This is a genomic window from Bacillus sp. FSL W8-0116 (genome assembly GCF_038003825.1).
Taxonomy (GTDB): domain Bacteria; phylum Bacillota; class Bacilli; order Bacillales; family DSM-4216; genus Bacillus_O; species Bacillus_O smithii.
In genome coordinates this window covers 3,111,882-3,129,686 of sequence record NZ_JBBOPY010000001.1, presented here as the reverse complement: position 1 = coordinate 3,129,686, position 17,805 = coordinate 3,111,882, and the positions used below count along the sequence as shown (strand labels likewise).

17 protein-coding genes are annotated in these 17,805 nt (G+C 41.6%); all 17 read right to left on the bottom strand.

All coding sequences use genetic code 11. The annotated features are described in order from the left end of the window. Positions 1-174: 174 nt before the first annotated feature. Complete coding sequence (gene aroA, locus N1I86_RS14960) at positions 175-1,449, bottom strand: 3-phosphoshikimate 1-carboxyvinyltransferase (RefSeq protein WP_003355135.1); 1,275 nt, start codon at positions 1,447-1,449, stop codon at positions 175-177. Between the two features lie 20 nt (positions 1,450-1,469). Beyond that, the gene (locus N1I86_RS14955; RefSeq protein ID WP_003355136.1) at positions 1,470-2,579 is read right to left on the bottom strand and encodes a prephenate dehydrogenase; all 1,110 of its coding nucleotides are present in this window, start codon (positions 2,577-2,579) and stop codon (positions 1,470-1,472) included. A gap of 18 nt (positions 2,580-2,597) precedes the next feature. Further along, positions 2,598-3,695, bottom strand: a complete 1,098-nt coding sequence (gene hisC / locus N1I86_RS14950) for a histidinol-phosphate transaminase (RefSeq protein WP_003355137.1) — start codon at positions 3,693-3,695, stop codon at positions 2,598-2,600. A 76-nt stretch (positions 3,696-3,771) separates the two neighbouring features. Next, a complete protein-coding gene (gene aroH, locus N1I86_RS14945) occupies positions 3,772-4,155 on the bottom strand; it encodes a chorismate mutase (protein ID WP_003355138.1) in 384 nt (127 codons plus the stop codon). A gap of 85 nt (positions 4,156-4,240) precedes the next feature. Next, on the bottom strand, positions 4,241-5,332 hold the full coding sequence (gene aroB, locus N1I86_RS14940; RefSeq protein WP_270584191.1) for a 3-dehydroquinate synthase: 1,092 nt from the start codon (positions 5,330-5,332) through the stop codon (positions 4,241-4,243). 1 nt (position 5,333) lies between these two features. Next, the gene (gene aroC / locus N1I86_RS14935) at positions 5,334-6,500 is read right to left on the bottom strand and encodes a chorismate synthase (RefSeq protein WP_003355140.1); all 1,167 of its coding nucleotides are present in this window, start codon (positions 6,498-6,500) and stop codon (positions 5,334-5,336) included. A gap of 327 nt (positions 6,501-6,827) precedes the next feature. Next, positions 6,828-7,601 carry a CheR family methyltransferase gene (locus N1I86_RS14930; protein ID WP_341096973.1) on the bottom strand — a complete coding sequence of 258 codons (774 nt, stop codon included), beginning with the start codon at positions 7,599-7,601 and terminating at the stop codon, positions 6,828-6,830. 359 nt (positions 7,602-7,960) lie between these two features. Continuing rightward, the gene (gene ndk, locus N1I86_RS14925; protein ID WP_048623568.1) at positions 7,961-8,407 is read right to left on the bottom strand and encodes a nucleoside-diphosphate kinase; all 447 of its coding nucleotides are present in this window, start codon (positions 8,405-8,407) and stop codon (positions 7,961-7,963) included. Positions 8,408-8,508: 101 nt separating this feature from the next. Further along, complete coding sequence (gene hepT / locus N1I86_RS14920) at positions 8,509-9,471, bottom strand: heptaprenyl diphosphate synthase component II (RefSeq protein ID WP_048623569.1); 963 nt, start codon at positions 9,469-9,471, stop codon at positions 8,509-8,511. A gap of 34 nt (positions 9,472-9,505) precedes the next feature. Further along, a protein-coding gene (locus N1I86_RS14915) for an IS630-like element ISBs2 family transposase (protein WP_076611651.1) occupies positions 9,506-10,551 on the bottom strand; the annotation gives its coding sequence in 2 pieces (ribosomal slippage) (positions 9,506-10,045 and positions 10,048-10,551; 1,044 coding nt in all). An 81-nt stretch (positions 10,552-10,632) separates the two neighbouring features. Continuing rightward, positions 10,633-11,346 (bottom strand): demethylmenaquinone methyltransferase, encoded by a 714-nt coding sequence (menG, locus tag N1I86_RS14910; protein WP_270584609.1) that lies wholly within the window; start codon positions 11,344-11,346, stop codon positions 10,633-10,635. 3 nt (positions 11,347-11,349) lie between these two features. Continuing rightward, a complete protein-coding gene (locus N1I86_RS14905; protein ID WP_270584608.1) occupies positions 11,350-12,162 on the bottom strand; it encodes a heptaprenyl diphosphate synthase component 1 in 813 nt (270 codons plus the stop codon). Between the two features lie 188 nt (positions 12,163-12,350). Beyond that, the gene (gene mtrB, locus N1I86_RS14900; protein ID WP_003355147.1) at positions 12,351-12,575 is read right to left on the bottom strand and encodes a trp RNA-binding attenuation protein MtrB; all 225 of its coding nucleotides are present in this window, start codon (positions 12,573-12,575) and stop codon (positions 12,351-12,353) included. 30 nt (positions 12,576-12,605) lie between these two features. Continuing rightward, entirely contained in the window at positions 12,606-13,175 is a 570-nt protein-coding gene (folE, locus tag N1I86_RS14895) for a GTP cyclohydrolase I FolE (RefSeq protein ID WP_003355148.1), read from the bottom strand. A 548-nt stretch (positions 13,176-13,723) separates the two neighbouring features. After that, positions 13,724-14,920, bottom strand: coding sequence for a group II intron reverse transcriptase/maturase (locus tag N1I86_RS14890; protein ID WP_341096970.1), 1,197 nt, complete (start codon positions 14,918-14,920; stop codon positions 13,724-13,726). Between the two features lie 606 nt (positions 14,921-15,526). Next, a complete protein-coding gene (locus tag N1I86_RS14885) occupies positions 15,527-15,799 on the bottom strand; it encodes an HU family DNA-binding protein (RefSeq protein WP_003355150.1) in 273 nt (90 codons plus the stop codon). Positions 15,800-16,297: 498 nt separating this feature from the next. After that, positions 16,298-17,776: a stage IV sporulation protein A gene (gene spoIVA, locus N1I86_RS14880; protein WP_003355151.1), complete on the bottom strand. Its 1,479-nt coding sequence runs from the start codon at positions 17,774-17,776 to the stop codon at positions 16,298-16,300. Between the last annotated feature and the right edge of the window lie 29 nt (positions 17,777-17,805).

Below are 17,805 nucleotides of genomic sequence, written 5' to 3'. Positions count from 1 at the left end.
ATTCGATAAAACCAAAAACCGAAATTCCCAGGATCAGTCTTTGTGTCGGCGGCATCTCTTTGGATCATCTTTCTTCCATAAAACGGAAGCGGGCAAATTGAGCAAGATTTCTTTTCGGATAGAAGAAATAAGAAAAGCCTCGACAAGACCGAAAGTCTTGAGAGGCTATGACTTTTAAATCAACTTTTGCAAATCGTCAAAGAAATTGGGGTAAGAGACAGATATGCATTCCGGGTTATCTAAATCGACCGGATCTTTTGACAGCAAAGCAGCTATGGCGAGCATCATTCCAATACGATGATCTCCAAAACTGGACACTTTACCGCCTTTTAATGCCGTTTTTCCCCGTATGACCATCCCATCTTTTCTCGATTCAATATCCGCTCCCAATTTTTTCAATTCTCCTACGACGGTATCGATTCGGTTTGTTTCCTTTACTTTTAATTCCTCCGCGTCTTTAATCACCGTTTCCCCTTCTGCTTGAGTAGCCATTAAAGCGATAATAGGAATCTCGTCAATTAATCGCGGAATTAAACTGCCTCCGATTTCGATGCCTTTTAATTGGGAATAGCGTATCACAATCGTGCCCGTTTCTTCGCCATTAGACGAGAGATCAGACAACTCCAAATCCGCTCCCATTTCCTTCAAAACATCAATGATTCCAGAACGAGTCGGATTTAAACCTACATTTTTTAAAATAATCTCGCTTCCTGGAATGATCGCTCCAGCCGCCAGGAAAAAGGCAGCTGACGATATATCTCCCGGCACATAAATGTCTCTTCCTTCAAATGATTGAGATCCTTTAACGGAAATGGTCATGCCTTCTCGGATACATTCACCGCCAAATTCCTTGATCATTTTTTCGGTATGATCTCTAGTTGGGGCCATTTCTTCAATCACGGTGGTCCCCTCCGCTTGGAGGCCTGCAAATAGCAAGGCGGATTTGACTTGGGCACTTGCTACCGGCATTTTATAGTGAATCGACCGAAGTGATCCTCCATTAATGGAAATCGGCGTAAATTTACCATTTTCTCTTCCCGAAATGGAGGCCCCCATTTCCCGTAACGGAAGAACGACGCGATCCATCGGCCGTCTGCCTATGGATTCATCTCCCATGAGCACGGAATGAAAAGGGCGGCCGGCAAGAATCCCCATTATTAATCTCGTCGTAGTGCCGGAATTTCCTGTGTACAATATATCCTTTGGTTCTTCCAACCCTTCCCAACCTTTTCCTAAAATGGTGATCTGTTGTCCATCTTCCTCTATATGAACGCCTAGTTTTCGAAAACAGTCTATGGTGCTTAAACAATCTTGTCCTCTTAAAAAGTGGCGAATTGTGGTTTTCCCTTGAGCGATTGAACCAAACATAATGGCACGGTGGGAAATCGACTTGTCTCCGGGTACATGAATGACTCCACGTAAATGGGAATGATTATGTGGCAACCTCATGTCTCTACCATCCTTTTCTATTACGCAAGAAATATGTCATAATTTGTATGTTTTTGAATACATTTTTTTGCTTTCATACGGTCATGATCGTTTTGAAAACTGATGACCAAAACACCGTATACATCTTCGCGCGTTTCCATAATTCGAATATTGGTGATGCTGATTCTTTCCTCGGCAAGGTAGCCGGTTATCTCTGAGATGACCCCCGGATAGTCGGGCACATCCACATATAAATCATAAAAGGCAGGAATTGCTCCTTTAGATGAAGAAGGCAGCTGATCGCGAAACGTTTTAGCCGCAGCAAAATATTCGTACAATCCTTCCCCGTTTTCGTCTTTCAACAGCTCGGCAAATTTGTGCATCTCTTTTTGCCATACTTCTAAAAGCTGGATGAGCGTCTCCTTGTTGTGCAACGAAACATCTTTCCACATTTCAGGATTGCTGGAAGCAATGCGTGTAATATCGCGAAATCCACCCGCCGCAAGCCTAGACACTAACGGATTTTGTTGGTCAAAATGCCTGGCTTGATGGACAAGGGAAGACGCAATGACGTGAGGAAAATGGCTGATGACTCCGGTTAATTGATCATGTTCTTCAGGAGTCACTTCGATCATTTTCGCTTTTGTCCCTTTGAGCCACTCCTTCAATGTATTTAGCTCTTCAGTACTGGTTTGTTCATCGGGAGTCAATAAATAAAACGCATTTTCAAAAAGAATTTTCTTAGCAGCCGCTACACCGCTTTTGTGGGATCCCGCCATCGGATGGCCTCCGATAAAGGAGATTTCCAAGTCATTCAATTTTTTTCCTTTTTGCATGATTCTCGCTTTCGTACTGCCTGTGTCTGTCACAATGACATTTTTTTTCAATTTGTCCGCGTTTTGGACCAATTCCTCGATGAGAATCTCGGTTTGCTTGACAGGAACAGCTAAAATGATGAGATCTGCCCTTGCTGCCAGCTCGATAAAAGAATCAGATTCTTCATCCACCACTCCTAGCGCTTTAGCCAATTTTCTCTCTGATTCTTTAATGTCAAAGCCGATAACAGTTGCATGAGGATGAGCCTCTTTAATGGTAAGTGCTAGCGATCCTCCAATTAAACCGATACCGGCGATTAAAACTGTCCCTTTCAAAAAACGATCCTCCTCACGTTAGCCAATAGCTCTTTCTTTTATAAAGCTTCGCATCGCTTCAATGACGCCTTCATTTTGTTCTTTGGAACCAACCGTCACCCTAACGGATGTTGGGAATCCAAGGGCATTGCCTGATCGAACGATATAGCCTTTTGTCATTAAATAATGGAAGACATCATCACCGTTACAGCCAAAATCAATCAAAATAAAGTTGGTTTGAGAAGGAAAATAGTTTAACTTTTCTTGACGGCAAAATTCGTAAAATTGCTCAAGTCCTTGTCGGTTTTTCTTGCGGCATTCTTCGATAAATTCTTGATCGCGAAGCGCTTGAACGGCAGCTCCTTGGCCAAATGTATTGACATTAAACGGTTCGCGCACCGCATTGAAATACTTGATGATGTCTGGATGACCGAATGCGTAGCCTACTCGGAAGCTTGCCATACCGTATATTTTGGAAAAAGTGCGAGTAACAAGAACGTTTTTGAATGTTTTCACCAACGATACAGCATCATAAATATCGTCCGCTACAACGTATTCTCTATACGCTTCGTCTAACACGACCAGAACATGATCCGGAACTTTTTTCAAAAATGGTATCATTTCATCCTCAGTGATGTAGACCCCAGTTGGATTATTGGGATTGCATATCCACACTATGGCCGTGTTTTCATCAATGGCCGCTAACATTCCGTCCAAGTCATGAGCTCCGTTGATCAGTGGAACTTCCCTCACTTCTGCTCCTGCAATGACTGCGTTATGGCGATATTGTGAAAAAGTCGGCACTGCCATGACAGTATTTTTTCCCGGCTCAAGAATCGTGCTGGAAACGACTTGTAGGATATTGTCGGATCCATTGCCAAAAAGCAACTGATTTTCTTCAATATTTAAGCGTTTGGCCATCTCTTTGCGCAATTCGGTTGCATATCCATCTGGATAAAGGGCAAAAGAACGATCAAAATTTTTCAGCCACTCTTTTACAAGCGGAGAACAGCCGAACGGGTTTTCATTGGATGCCAGTTTCGTTACTTTCTCAAGATTGAATTCTTTTTTCACTGCCTCTATTGTTCTTCCAGGTTGGTAAGGCTCCAAATCTAATATTTGTTTTTTCCATTTCATGTTTATCTCTCCCTGCTTTTGCACTTTATTTCTTTACCAAGATAAAGAAACCTTAGCTTTATTGTAGCACTAAAATTTATTTTTGATTAGATTCATTTGATCCTGCTAAATCCGGACGCAAAACCGTTGCGTGATTCAAATAAATATGGCGGATTTCTTCCTGAGGAACCGCCGTTTCCACATGCATCATAATCCTGATACATTTTTCTAAACTATCAGGAACAGGGATTTCTTGCATACACATAACAGGAACGTATGTCCAACCTTCGATTTCTCTAAGCGCCTTAGCTGGAAAAGCGGCAAATACATCTTTTGTAACAGAAATGAAAACAGAAGCAACATCTTCCGGTTGAATGTTATTCGATTCGATCATTTCGACCAAAAGCTGCTTGGTCGCAGCGATGATCTCGGTTTCCTCATTTTGTTCAACGGTTGTCGCCCCTCTTATCCCTCTAATCAATCCATTTCCTCCCTTTCTCATACACTGTCCAAGCCATCTTAAATGGTTTTTTAGTCAAACGGACAAGGTCTTCATAACGATTGGTTCAAAGTTTAGAGAAAGATCGAATAAACTGATCCGCTTCTTTTAAGTCTTCTTGATTCATCTCCACAATGACAGGCTTTCCGATTTCTTCGAGAAGCACAAACCGAATGGAGCTGCCAATCGTTTTCTTATCTCGCTTCATGGCGGCGAAAAGCTGATCAAATGAGATCGTTTCTGGTACATCCAAGGAATATCCCAGTCGTTTGATCCAATCAACAAAAGACGACAAATCCAAGTCGAGCGAGTATTTTTTCTTGCTTAAATACAATGCATATACGATTCCAATCATAACCGCTTCGCCATGAGTTATTCTTCCGTAGCCAATAGTCGCTTCCAATGCATGGCCGTATGTATGCCCAAAATTTAAAAATGCCCGTATTCCTTGTTCCGTTTCATCTTCTGAAACAATGTCCGCTTTAATGCTGATGCCTTTGCATAAGCACATTTCCAGAAAATCAGAGTCCATCTTTTCAAAGGACACGAGCGTACTGGTTAGCTGATGTAAAAATGTTTTATCTTTTATCAGCGCATGTTTGATCACTTCTGCGAATCCGGAACGAACCTCTTTTTCTGGTAAACTATTGATAAAATTCGTATCAAAAATAACCGCTTCCGGCTGATGGAAGTGCCCGATCATATTTTTTCCAAGGGGATGGTTGATGGCCACTTTTCCTCCTACAGCACTGTCATGGGCTAGAATGGTGGTTGGAACTTGTAAAAAACGGATTCCTCTCATATAGGAAGCCGACACATATCCGGCCAGATCTCCCGCGGCTCCTCCCCCAAAAGCGATAATACATGATTTTCGATCCAAATTTTGTTCGAGCGCTTCCGTTATACACGATTCAAAAACAGCCATTGATTTAGCCGCTTCCCCTTGAGGCACTTCTTTCCATGCATACGGGACATGGGTCGGCAGATGTTTTTTTAGCTTTTCCTTATATAGATGAGAAACATGCTTATCGGCGATCACCAGGATTTTCGTGGCATCTGACAGCTTTTCCTTAAAAATTTCCGGAATCATTTCCAGCGCATTTTCTCCCACCCAAATCGGGTAGGTTTTATTTCGTGTATGGACCTCCATCTTTTCCATATTAAAACTCCCTTGCATACTTTCTTTGTTCATCGACGTTTCGAATTAACGCATCCATACGGTCGCTGTAAAATTGATCAACGATCGCTGCTGCTAATTCCCAAGCAACAACCGCTTCTGCGACCACGCTGGCAGCAGGGACGGCACAGCTGTCGGAACGCTCAATGCTGGCGGAAAACGGTTCTTTAGTGTCGATATCTACACTTTGAAGCGGTTTATAAAGTGTTGGAATAGGCTTCATGACTCCTCGGACGACTATCGGCATTCCGGTTGTCATTCCCCCTTCAAATCCGCCAAGACGGTTCGTTTTCCGCGAAAACCCTCTTTCTTCATCCCAAATGATTTCGTCGTGCACTTCGCTGCCAAACTTTCCGGCCGCTTCAAAGCCGATCCCGAATTCTACGCCTTTGAAAGCATTGATGCTGACGATCGCCGCCGCGATTTTTGCATCTAGCTTTCGGTCATAATGGACATAGCTGCCGACTCCTGCCGGCATTCCTTCAGCGACTACTTCCACTATGCCGCCGATCGAATCTCCTTTTTCTTTTGCTTGGTCGATCGCTTTCATCATTTCCTTTTCCGCTTCGCTGTCAAAACAACGAACCGGAGATTGTTCAGTGACTTCTTGCAGTTCTTTTATCGATTTGTAGCGGAGGTTTTTCGCCTTTACCCCCCCTATTTCCACTACGTGAGAAGCGATTTCGACTCCAAGCAGTTTTAATAGTTTTTTGGCAACCGCACCGGCTGCTACTCGCACGGTCGTTTCTCTCGCAGACGAACGTTCAAGAACATTTCGCATATCACGATGTCCGTATTTGATTCCCCCATTTAAATCCGCATGACCGGGACGTGGCCTCGTAACCTTTCTTTTTGTTTCTTCCGGTTGCTCCGGGGCTTCAATGCCCATAATGTTGGTCCAATGCTTCCAATCCTTGTTCTCGACAACGAGAGCGACAGGTGAGCCTAATGTCAGTCCGTGGCGAACACCGCCTTTGATCTGAACCTGGTCTTTTTCAATTTGCATTCGCCGTCCTCGCCCATAGCCCTTTTGACGACGGCTTAATTCAATATTGATGTCTTCCGCAGTTAAAGGCATTCCTGCGGGAAGGCCCTCGATAATAGCAGTTAGCTGAGGGCCATGTGATTCTCCTGCTGTTAAATATCTCATGTCACTTTCTCCCTTCAACTCGTTAAAGCGTTTATAACAATATATCATATTCCGCATGACTTGGCATAGAAAAAATGAATTTCCAAGACTTTTTCTTATTTGCCTATTATTCATAATATCATTTGTTTTCAAATAGTTCCGTCTATTATTGATTTTATTTGAAAAAAATTTCCGTCCCTCTTTGCCGAAAAAAAGCTAAACCAGCCCAAAAACAGCGGAGGGCCTTTCAGCCCCCACATATTTGCCTTATGAAAGCTTTTTTCTTTATTCTTCAAAATGCAATACCTTTACGGACCCGTGATCGTTTTACGACTAACAGTCTAACATTTATAATTTCCGATAAAAAAAAGGTTCCTCCGGTTCAAAGCCATAGGCTTCCGAATTAAAAATTTGTTCTGTACTCCCTACAAATAGGACTCCCCCTTTTTTCAATGCGGCGTTAAATTTTTTATACAAAAGATCTTTCGCTTCTTCTGTAAAATAAATAAGCACATTACGGCAGACGATCAAATCATAATTTTTCTCGAATGGATCTGAAAACAAGTTTTCTTTCCGAAATTGGACCGTACGCTTTATCTCATCGGATAGGCGATAAAAATCTCCTTCTTTTGTGAAGTATTTTGTTTTCATTTCCGAAGGAACTTCTTCCAAAGAACGTTCCGGGTATACTCCCATTTTTGCTTTTTGAATCGCCTTTTCGTCTATATCCGTAGCAAGAACCCTTATTTGCGATAAGGGGAGAAACTGGGACAATATCATGGCAATCGTGTATGGCTCTTCGCCAGTCGAGCAAGCAGCACTCCAAATTTTCAACTGCTTGTTTGCTGCCAGCATCCTTGGAAAAATCTTTTTCTCAAGAACTTCCCATCGTTTTCTGTTGCGGTAAAATTCCGACACGTTAATCGTCATTCGATCCAAACATTCGTTCAATAGTTCGGAATTGGTATTCATCGCTTGAAAAAACTCTTGAAAAGAGCGAAAGCCCCTTTTTTGATACAAGGAAGTCAATCTTCTCTTCATTTGCGCTTCTTTATACAACGAAAGATCGATTCCTGTTTTTTTCTTAATCGAAACAATAAATGCTTGATAATCATCCGGCATGACTTTTTCCTCTCCATCTAATTACACACATTTCCTCTTAAAATAGAGACTTAATAGCCGCCAATACGGGCAGAAATCCTCAAGGTTGAAACTCTCTCTACGCCCGAACTGGTTCCACTCATTATCCGTCTCCCACGGATTGAAGTTTTCGTTTGTACTTTATTATAACGAATGGAGGCAATCAGTTGAAGGCAAAAAATGCTTCGATTTCCTATTTAACGAAATCAATCATAAATTTGACATCAAGAAAGAGCAGAAATTCACACAACATAAACTCAGTCAAAATGAAATGATTCCTCCCAACAATCAAAAAAGAGCTGCCATCACGGCAACCCTTTCCTTAAGAAAAAATTTTTATCTTAATAAATCCATTGGTTGATCAATTTTGAATATTCAACGAGTTCTTCTTCTTTGAAGAAAATACCAATTTCACGCTCTGCACTTTCCGGAGAATCAGATCCATGAATGACGTTTTTGCTTACAGTCAGTCCAAAATCTCCTCTGATGGTTCCCGGAGCAGCGTCTTTCGGATTGGTCGTTCCCATCATTTGACGAGCTGTCGCAATGACATTTTCTCCTTCCCAAACCATCGCAAATACAGGTCCGGACGTAATGAATTCCACTAATTCACCGAAAAAAGGGCGTTCTTTATGTTCTTGATAGTGTTTTTCCGCCAACTCTTTCGTGACTGTCATCAATTTAGCGCCCACAAGTTGAAATCCTTTTTTTTCAAAACGGGACACAATCTCACCAATCAAATTTCTTTGGACTCCATCCGGTTTGATCATTAAAAATGTTCTTTCCATTTTCCCAACTCCTATTATGTATCACTATTGTTGTCACAAAAGACAACCCAAGAAAATAGTATCATTCGCGCAAATATTTGACAACGTTTCCATGTCTTTTTCTAATATTTTCTTTTACCGATATACTTGGCGATTTCTTTCAAAGACTTTTTTGCTTTATTGTCGGGAAGATCATCCAAGATGGCGATTGCTCGATCCAAGTATCTTTGGCTTAAATTGTTGGAACGCTGAATGGCATCACTTTGCTTGATTTGTTCGATGATCCTTTTGATATCTTTTTGGGATGTTTTTTCATTGACCGTATAGATCGCTTCCCGCAGTCCGGGCTTCTCCATGGCATATAAAACAGGGAGGGTGACATTTCCTTGAAGAAGATCGCCTCCAGCAGGTTTCCCCAACTGTTTTTCCGTTCCCGTGAAGTCCAATATATCGTCAATGATTTGATAAGACATCCCGACATTATAGCCGAAATGGTACAATTTTTTGCAAATATGGGGCGGGGCGCCGGACGCAACGGCTCCGAGCTGGCAGCTTGCCGCGATCAGCAACGCCGTTTTTCTTTTAATTCGACGAAGGTAATCCCTTAGATTTTGATCAAATCGATACTTGTCTTTCATTTGTACCATTTCGCCGATACATACTTCGATGATCGTATCGGACAAGACCTTATGAACTTCCACATTTTCAAGCTTAGTCATATATTCCAACGAGCGAGCGAAAAGATAGTCACCTGTATACATCGCCACTCGGTTGTCCCATTGAGCTTTTACAGTCGGCTTTCCTCTCCTTATATCGGAATCATCTATGACATCATCGTGAACGAGAGAAGCCATATGTATAAGCTCAAGAGCTACAGCCAAATTTTTGATTTTTCCAATATCGTAATTTCCAAAATGAGCGGCCAGCAAGACAAAGATGGGGCGAATCCGTTTTCCGCCAGCCTGCAACAGTTTTAAAGAGGAGTTATAAATGATGGGGGACCGGGAATAAATGGCCTGCTCCAGTTCCCTTTCAATTAAATCAATATCCGTTTTTAAAAACGAATATAACGATTGAAATTTCATATTTTTATCCACCTATATAAGTTGAATTAAAGATTTACAACTGAACACACAAACGATCGATCGTTTGTTCTGGTTTCTGGTTGATTCGCTGAATAAAGGCTTGGACATTCTTTCTAATTTCTTGCACACTCGAATAGAACACGTTGTAAATCACGTCTGATTTCAGCCATTTCCATAGCCCTTCAATCAAGTTCAATTGCGGACTGTATGGTGGCAAAAAGACGAGCTCTAACCGATCTTCGTGTTCTTTTAAAAATGGCTGAATGAGTTTGGCATGGTGAATTCGAGCGTTATCTAAAATCATCACTATTTTGCCTGTGGGATAGCGTTCTAACACAAGTTGAAGAAATCGAAGAAATGTTTCCGCGTCATAGCATTCTTCTTCGATGCAAAACACTTCCCCTGTTTCGTAGTTCAACGTGCCAATCAGCTTCAGCCCTTGATGTTTTCCAAACGTCGGAATGATTCGTTGTTTTCCTTTGACAAACCATGTTTTTTGAATCGCTTGGTAATCACGAATCATCGACTCATCTTGAAAGAGGACATGGGCGATGTTCCCATCTACCAGTTTTTTTTTACTTCAGGGAAGGTGATTTCGACGAATTCTTTTTGTTTCTCTTCATCGGCATTGGCTAGTGTATAGGTCGGTTTCGTATAGCTTAGCCCTAACCGATGCAGAATGTCACTTGTTCCGCGAAGCGTGTATGTTGGCCCCCACTTTTGTTGAATGAGTTCAGCGATTATCGCAAGCGTCCAATTATATTTTGCTTCGAATCCCACATCTACGGGGAGCTGATGTTCAATGATCAAAGCCAGCTCTTTTTCCTGCTCAGGGGTCAATCGACGTGGGGCGCCAGGTGAGTATTTCATCTCCAGTCCATCAAGACCGCGCTGGGCGTAGGCATGAATATAGTTATAAATAGTTTTCTTGGATCGACCAATAATCGTTGCGATTTCTCCTTTGGTATATCCCTGCAAATGAAGATAAATCGCTTGGTAGCGTTCATATGCTCGTTTACTTTTTGCTTCTTTCATGGCAGTGGACAACTTTTCGATCTCGTCTTTGTGATTTGGCATCATATTTTCTCTCCGTTCCCCTATTTTCTCTTTGTATTTATTCGCCGTGGAACGGGAGAAAACCTTTATTTCAATTTATATAGCTTACGTTTGTTTATATCCAAAATGGCTTGCAGCCACACCGCCATTATAAGGTTTATAAGCGACGTTAATAAATCCTGCCTTTTCAAAAAGCTTTGCCAGTTCTTTCATACCTGGAAATTCGCGGGCGGATTCTTGAAGCCACGAATACTCATCATAACTTTTGGCAAAGATTTTTCCGAACAAAGGCATGATGAACCGAAAATAAAAATAATAAAGCTGCCGATATCCCCATAAAGTCGGCTGCGAAGTATCCAGACAGACTGCCATCCCGCCCGGCTTCAATACCCTGTGCATCTCCTCCAAAACGCGCAAATAATCAGGAACATTCCTTAACCCAAATCCGATCGTGACATAATCAAACGTATTATCTTCAAAAGGAAGCTCCATAGCATTGCCGTGTAGAAGCGTCACTTGGGAAAGGTTTTTTTCTTTTATCTTTTGTTCGCCGATTTTCAGCATATTTTTGCTGAAATCGAGTCCATACACTTTTCCTTCTTCACCGACCGCTTCCGCCAACGCTATCGTCCAATCGGCCGTTCCGCAGCATACATCGAGAGCGATTTTTCCTTTCTGCACATTCATTCGCTTCATTGTATCTTTTCGCCACCGCGTATGTTGCTTAAAGCTAATCAGTGAATTCATTTTATCGTAATTCGAATAAATTTTTTCAAACACATTTAGAACACGTTCTTCTTTTGATGATGGTTGATGCATTCGCTACCCTTCTTCCGCAAGTATTTTGATTGAATACGGCTCCGTTTCTAACAACGTTCGAACTTTTTCAATCAGCAATGGATCCCGATGCTCCCAAGTGTTGAGAGTTTTCTCGATTTTTTGTTTTGTCCTTTGAATGTATCGATCGCTAATGTGAAGCAAGGAGCGAAGATCACTTCCGGCCAAACTGTACAAAGAGCCTTGAGCTGTCGGAAATTGAATGGATTTCAAAGCATCAAAAAGCAAAGCCGGTTTTTGTTTTAAAAATAAGTTCCGTTCCTGCAGAAGCCTTTTGAGTAATAAAATTTCAGATATGAAAGAAGAATAAGCGCCGTATTGAAAATAAGAGTAAAATCCTTGAGCAACACCTGATTCTATCAACTTGATGCTGTTTATAATTTCGTCCGTCGATTGATTCTCATGTTGATAAACAGCGATTTTCTGCTCATTGATTTGCTTAATGGAATTGGCAAATATTCGGATCATGGATACATTTTGAACATCGGCCAAAATTTGATAATACAGCCCGCTGAAATAATCGCCTGCCAACACTTTGATTTGACGTTTCATCGCTGGTTCTTCATTAGACACAGAAACCTTTTCATGGGTATCAAGGGCAATTTGAATCAGCATAGCTGTTGTAATATAATGTTTCACGTTTTCTTTCAACGATTCTTCTTGAAATGGCAATAACAAAAATAAGAGCCGATCTTCATCAATATGCGGATCATCCAAATGCCGACTCAAGTAAGGATATGACAGCTTTTGCTGAATTTCTTCTTTAATATCCGCCATTTTCTTCAACCAAGTGTACATAAGCATTCCCCTTAATCCCATAAAAATAAAAGTATGTATCCTATTCACCCATATGTACGCGCAGTTTTTAAAACAACCAATATTATATCATACTCGCCTTTTAATTACGAACAGCGGTTGGATGAAAGAAAACACGCTGTTTTTCTTTTAAAATGAAAAACAGCTTGCTCTTCTTTCTATTTCATCTTTTATTCATCGTCCCCGCTTTTTAACTGGCCAACATTCGTCCATATTTCCGCACGCCCCCGTACTTTGATAGCGGACGTGTGTTCTGTAAATTGCGCGATCATTACTTCGCCTGCATCTAATTTTTCCGAATGGTGAAAACGAGTATCGGTCCCTCTTGTTAAGCCGATGACGTTTACTCCGTTTTCCAACGCTTTGATGACCACATAATCACTTTGATTGACCATTCCACTCTCGCTTCCTTCATGGTGAAAAGTTTATTTGATAAGAGCCAATACTTCAGCACGTGCTTGAGCATCTTGTTCGAAAATCCCTCGAACAGCAGTCGTAACCGTTTTAGATCCTGGTTTCTTGACTCCTCGCATCGTCATACACATATGCTCAGCTTCTACGACCACCATCGCTCCATGCGGATCTAATTTTTTCATGATGGCCTCTATGACTTCATCTGTAATTCTTTCTTGAAGCTGCGGACGTTTGGCCACTGCTTCTACTGCACGAGCAAGTTTGCTTAAGCCCGTTACTTTTCCGTTCTTTGGTATGTAAGCAACATGAGCCTTCCCGAAGAAAGGGACAAGATGATGTTCACACATCGAGTAAAAAGGAATATCTTTAACAAGGACTAACTCCTCATGGTCTTCGCTAAAGATGGTTTCAAAATACTCGCCGGGATCTTGTCTTAAACCCGAAAAGACTTCCTGATACATTCTTGCCACCCGTTTTGGTGTATCAATCAACCCTTCTCGTTCGGGATCTTCTCCGATTGCTTCTAAAATCAAGCGCACAGCTTGTTCAATTTGTGTCAAATTGACTTCTGTTTTTTGCATGTATAGAACCACTCCTAAAGGTATTTTCATTCGCAAGCATATGCTAATCTTCATAATAGCACACGAATAGGAAGGGGGCAAAGAAGCAATTTGTGATCTGGAGGGATTCTTTTTGCGGAATGTGAATGAAAGACACCCAAAAAGACTTTTATGGATTTGGATTAGCTTTTTCTATTCGATAAATGTTTTATCTTTCAAAAAGTCCGTTTCCATGAGAATGAAACCCTTTAAAATATTTCAAAGCAGCGAAAATTTATGGTTTATGCATCCCACGATTCGTTTAAGACTCTTCCGCTGCAGAAACGGCTTTTTATAAATCAGTTTCTCCTATTAGGACTGCTTATCTTTGCAGAACTACCGCTTCTTAAAATGAGATACAACGCTTTCATAATCGGAGATTTTCTCATCTTCTTCCAATGATGGTTCGTTGGACCAATCGGGCTTTTAGCGCCACTGTCTTTCACCGTGTAACTTCTTTCGCCTTAACGGGTGATTAACCCCCGTCCTCTCACACCACCGTACGTACGGTTCCGTATACGGTGGTTCAATCAAGATAAATGACGCAAGAATTCATAACGTTTCTGTAGACTTTTAAGCCCTTGGTTACTCCAATAGGAGTTTCCAAGGCTTCTGTGTAATATGGGACTTTTTGAGATTCGCCAATAACCTTTACGACTGTTCCCCCATTCATAAGCTTTCCATTCAGGAACTCCTAGTTTTATGAGGTTGCGTATCCTGGTCTTTGAGGTCTTCCAGTTTTTCCATAAACACATCCGGAGTCTTCGTCGAATCCAGCCATCCAAATCTTCAAAGATACTCTTTGTGTCTGCTAATGCAAAATATCCATACCATCCAAGTAGATATTGGTTAAGTTTCTTAATCCAATATTCCATTGGGTATGGTATTTTTCTTGACGTGATTTCTCGCACCTTTTTCTTCATTCGTTTTAGACTTTGCTTGGCAATCCGAACTTTTGGCTCTTTTGAAGGTGTAAAACTAAATCCTAGAAACTTTCGTTTCCATGGTCGGTCAACCGCAGATTTCTTCTCGTTGACTTTTAGACGAAGTTTTCCCTCAATAAATCGTTTGACACTAGCCATGGTTCTTTCATTCTCTAATTCTTTGTCTAGTTCATCTAGTACAATATTCGAAAGTAAAGGGCTTAGGGGGCCACCTTGCGGCGTCCCTTCTTCTGTCCTAGATACCACACCATTAATCATGACACCAGCTTGTAGATATTTGCGGATTAGCTTCAATAGTGGCTTTTCTTTAATAGTCTTGGCTAATGTACTCATCAGCCTGTCATGATTCACTCGATCGAAGAACTTTTCTAAATCCATGTCTACTACCCATCTATAACCATCTCTGATATAGCCTTTTGCTTTCCTAACTGCGTCATGAGCACTTCGATTTGAACGAAACCCATAACTATGTTCGGAGAACATAGGGTCATATATCCTCGATAATACTTGGGCAATTGCTTGTTGAATCAAACGGTCTGTTACGGTTGGAATACCTAGTAACCGAACACCGCCATCAGGTTTCGGGATTTCGACTCTTCGAACAGGCATTGGTTCATAGGTACCCTTGAGAATTGCTTCTTTAATGGATATCCAGTTTTCGACTATGTGCTGACGTAGGTTTTGTACGGGCATCATATCTACTCCATGGCTACCTTTGTTCTTTTCTACTCTTTGTAAAGCTAAAAGCATATTCTCCCGTGACAGGATTTGATTCAAAAGCATTGTTATTCTTCCTTCCGTGAATAGCTTATCTTCTTATGCCAGTGGTCACTCCACCCTCCAAGAGGTCCCCCACGGGATTCACCGTTTCCTTCCTCAAGTGAGGTACTACGTTTTCTGTGTTCATCATGACTCACTGAATACCAAGGGCTATTCTCTCTTAATTGTTCGGTCCTTCTTAGTTGTTCTAGACCAACTAATACTATGACCTCTGCTGACTTCTGACGGTTCAGCTACTTATCACTAAGTAGGTTATGAAGAGTACTTCACATATCCGCCAGACCTCCCCGGGTAAGTACATGCACTTTCACACCATCTATCCGCCTCATTTACTCGATATGACCTTCGACAGAAAGGGCTTTGTTTTGTTATGCAAACTCACCCAGTGATACCTAGCCTCATATGAAGTTCGTGTTCCTCGGACCGGTGTTTTGCCTCCAGCTTCCTTCAGATTCCGCGTCACCACGGACACCCTTGCGTTAAGCTAACTGTTACTTCCGCCTTCGCAGCTCGGGACTTTCGCCCTATAGATTACACCCATGCCGGGCGCACACAAAAAAAGAAGACTCGAAAGTACGAGTCTTCTTTCTATACCCGGCACTTATGTACTCACTTGACAGCATCCTTCAATGCTTTACCAGGTTTAAATGCAGGCACTTTGCTAGCTGCGATTTCAATTTCTTCTCCTGTTTGAGGGTTGCGTCCTTTACGCGCAGCACGTTCGCGAACTTCGAAATTTCCAAATCCGATAAGTTGAACTTTATCTCCGCTAGCCAGAGCATTTTGGATAGCAGTAAACACCGCATCCACCGCTTTTGTCGCATCTTTTTTAGAAAGTTCAGCTGCTTCTGCAACTTCGTTGATTAGTTCTGTTTTATTCACACCAATCACCTCCTCCCAAAATTAACAATGCACTTCTGCTTATTTTTCATTTTTACGCATTTTTTCCGTTTCTAAACAAACTTTATGGGAGAAACGCTATAGAATTCATGTTTATCACATCAATTCTGTTAAAAGATTATCACATAAGAATTGCCATATCAAGCACAATTCTTTTATTTCGGTCAATATTTCCTTAATCATACATAAAGGATTTCTTCCAATACTCTATTGATTTTTTGCGGTTTCCATTTTTATACTCTTTATCGCTTTTATTGTCAAGTCATACTGGAATACAAATTGGGGAAAAAATTAAATTAGAAAGAATTAGAAAGAATCGTCATACATAAAGACTTGATACATTAGCTTATTTTGTCGTCTCCTGATTGGCCATAGCCTTGTTGCTTAATAACGGGCGCATTTCGTTCAACCGTTGAAACGCTTTATTGGCATATACACCGGGCAAAATGTAAATAAAAAAAGACCTCCTACATAAGAGGCCTAAAGTATAATGGCTATAAGTCCTCCGGAACCTTCGTTAATGATGCGTTCCAGCGTCTCTTTCAGTTTATAGCGGGCATTTTCCGGCATTAATGATAGTTTCGCCTGTATGCCTTCTCGAACAATCGAACTTAAACTTCTGCCAAATATATCGGAATTCCAAATGGATAACGGATCATCTTCAAAGTCTTGCATCAAATACCGGACCAATTCTTCGCTTTGTTTTTCCGTTCCAATGATCGGAGCAAATTCCGATTCAACATCCACTTTAATCATATGAATGGATGGGGCGACGGCTTTTAGCCTGACACCGAATCGCGACCCTTGCCTGATAATTTCCGGTTCGTCTAAACTCATATCCGTTAAAGACGGTGCGGCGATGCCGTATCCGGTTTGTTTCACCATTTTCAAAGCATCGGCAATTTGATCATATTCCGATTTTGCATGAGCAAAATCTTGCATCAGTTCCAACAGATGATCTTTTCCCCGCACTTCCACACCGACAATTTCTTTCAATACTTGATCGTACAATTCATCGGGTGCATATAAATCTATTTCCGCAACCCCTTGCCCCATATCCATTCCTGCCAAACCGGCTCTTTCAATAAATTCGAGCTCGTCAAATTGCTGAACCACTCGTTCCACATCTCTAAGCCGTTTGATATCTTTCACCGTTTCTTTCACGGCTTCTTGGTAATTTTCCCGAAGCCAATGATCTTCCTTCAATACCATGACCCAACTAGGCAGATTAACATTCACCTCAAGCACAGGAAATTCATATAATGCTTCACGTAAAACACTTAAAACGTCGCCTTCCCGCATATTTTCCACCGACATGGACAATACGGGAATATCATATTTTTCGCTAAGCTCTAAACGAAGCGCTTCCGTTTCCGGATGATAAGGCCTCGCAGAATTGACAATCATGATAAATGGCTTCCCTACTTCTTTTAATTCATCGATGACGCGCTCCTCGGCTTCAATATAATCAGCGCGCGGGATTTCTCCAATACTTCCATCTGTCGTAATGACAACACCAATCGTTGAATGTTCTTGAATGACTTTTCTTGTACCAATTTCAGCTGCTTCATGGAAAGGAATCGGCTCTTCATACCACGGAGTGCTGATCATTCTCGGTCCGTTTTCATCTTCATATCCTTTTGCCCCCGGAACCGTATATCCAACGCAATCTACCAAGCGAATATTCACTTCAAGCCCCTCATCAACGCTCACTTTCACCGCTTGATTCGGAACAAATTTCGGCTCGGTGGTCATAATCGTTTTCCCTGCCGCACTCTGTGGAAGTTCATCTTGAGCACGAGCCCGGTCTGCTTCACTTTGAATATTCGGCAATACAACAAGTTCCATGAATTTTTTTATAAAAGTTGATTTTCCCGTACGGACCGCTCCCACTACCCCTAAGTAGATATCTCCGCCGGTTCTTTCTGCAATATCTTTAAAAAGATCTACTTTTTCCAAAAGGATTCCCTCCCAACATTCATTCCAGG

What these genes read in the sequence shown, in the direction of transcription:
- aroA (WP_003355135.1), bottom strand. Translation starts at nt 1,449, where the DNA reads ATGAGGTTGCCACATAATCATTCCCATTTACGTGGAGTCATTCATGTA.
- hisC (WP_003355137.1), bottom strand. Translation starts at nt 3,695, where the DNA reads ATGAAATGGAAAAAACAAATATTAGATTTGGAGCCTTACCAACCTGGA.
- aroB (WP_270584191.1), bottom strand. Translation starts at nt 5,332, where the DNA reads ATGGAAAAGATGGAGGTCCATACACGAAATAAAACCTACCCGATTTGG.
- aroC (WP_003355140.1), bottom strand. Translation starts at nt 6,500, where the DNA reads ATGAGATATTTAACAGCAGGAGAATCACATGGCCCTCAGCTAACTGCT.
- N1I86_RS14930 (WP_341096973.1), bottom strand. Translation starts at nt 7,601, where the DNA reads ATGCCGGATGATTATCAAGCATTTATTGTTTCGATTAAGAAAAAAACA.
- ndk (WP_048623568.1), bottom strand. Translation starts at nt 8,407, where the DNA reads ATGGAAAGAACATTTTTAATGATCAAACCGGATGGAGTCCAAAGAAAT.
- hepT (WP_048623569.1), bottom strand. Translation starts at nt 9,471, where the DNA reads ATGAAATTTCAATCGTTATATTCGTTTTTAAAAACGGATATTGATTTA.
- menG (WP_270584609.1), bottom strand. Translation starts at nt 11,346, where the DNA reads ATGCATCAACCATCATCAAAAGAAGAACGTGTTCTAAATGTGTTTGAA.
- N1I86_RS14905 (WP_270584608.1), bottom strand. Translation starts at nt 12,162, where the DNA reads ATGTACACTTGGTTGAAGAAAATGGCGGATATTAAAGAAGAAATTCAG.
- mtrB (WP_003355147.1), bottom strand. Translation starts at nt 12,575, where the DNA reads ATGGTCAATCAAAGTGATTATGTGGTCATCAAAGCGTTGGAAAACGGA.
- folE (WP_003355148.1), bottom strand. Translation starts at nt 13,175, where the DNA reads ATGCAAAAAACAGAAGTCAATTTGACACAAATTGAACAAGCTGTGCGC.
- N1I86_RS14890 (WP_341096970.1), bottom strand. Translation starts at nt 14,920, where the DNA reads ATGCTTTTGAATCAAATCCTGTCACGGGAGAATATGCTTTTAGCTTTA.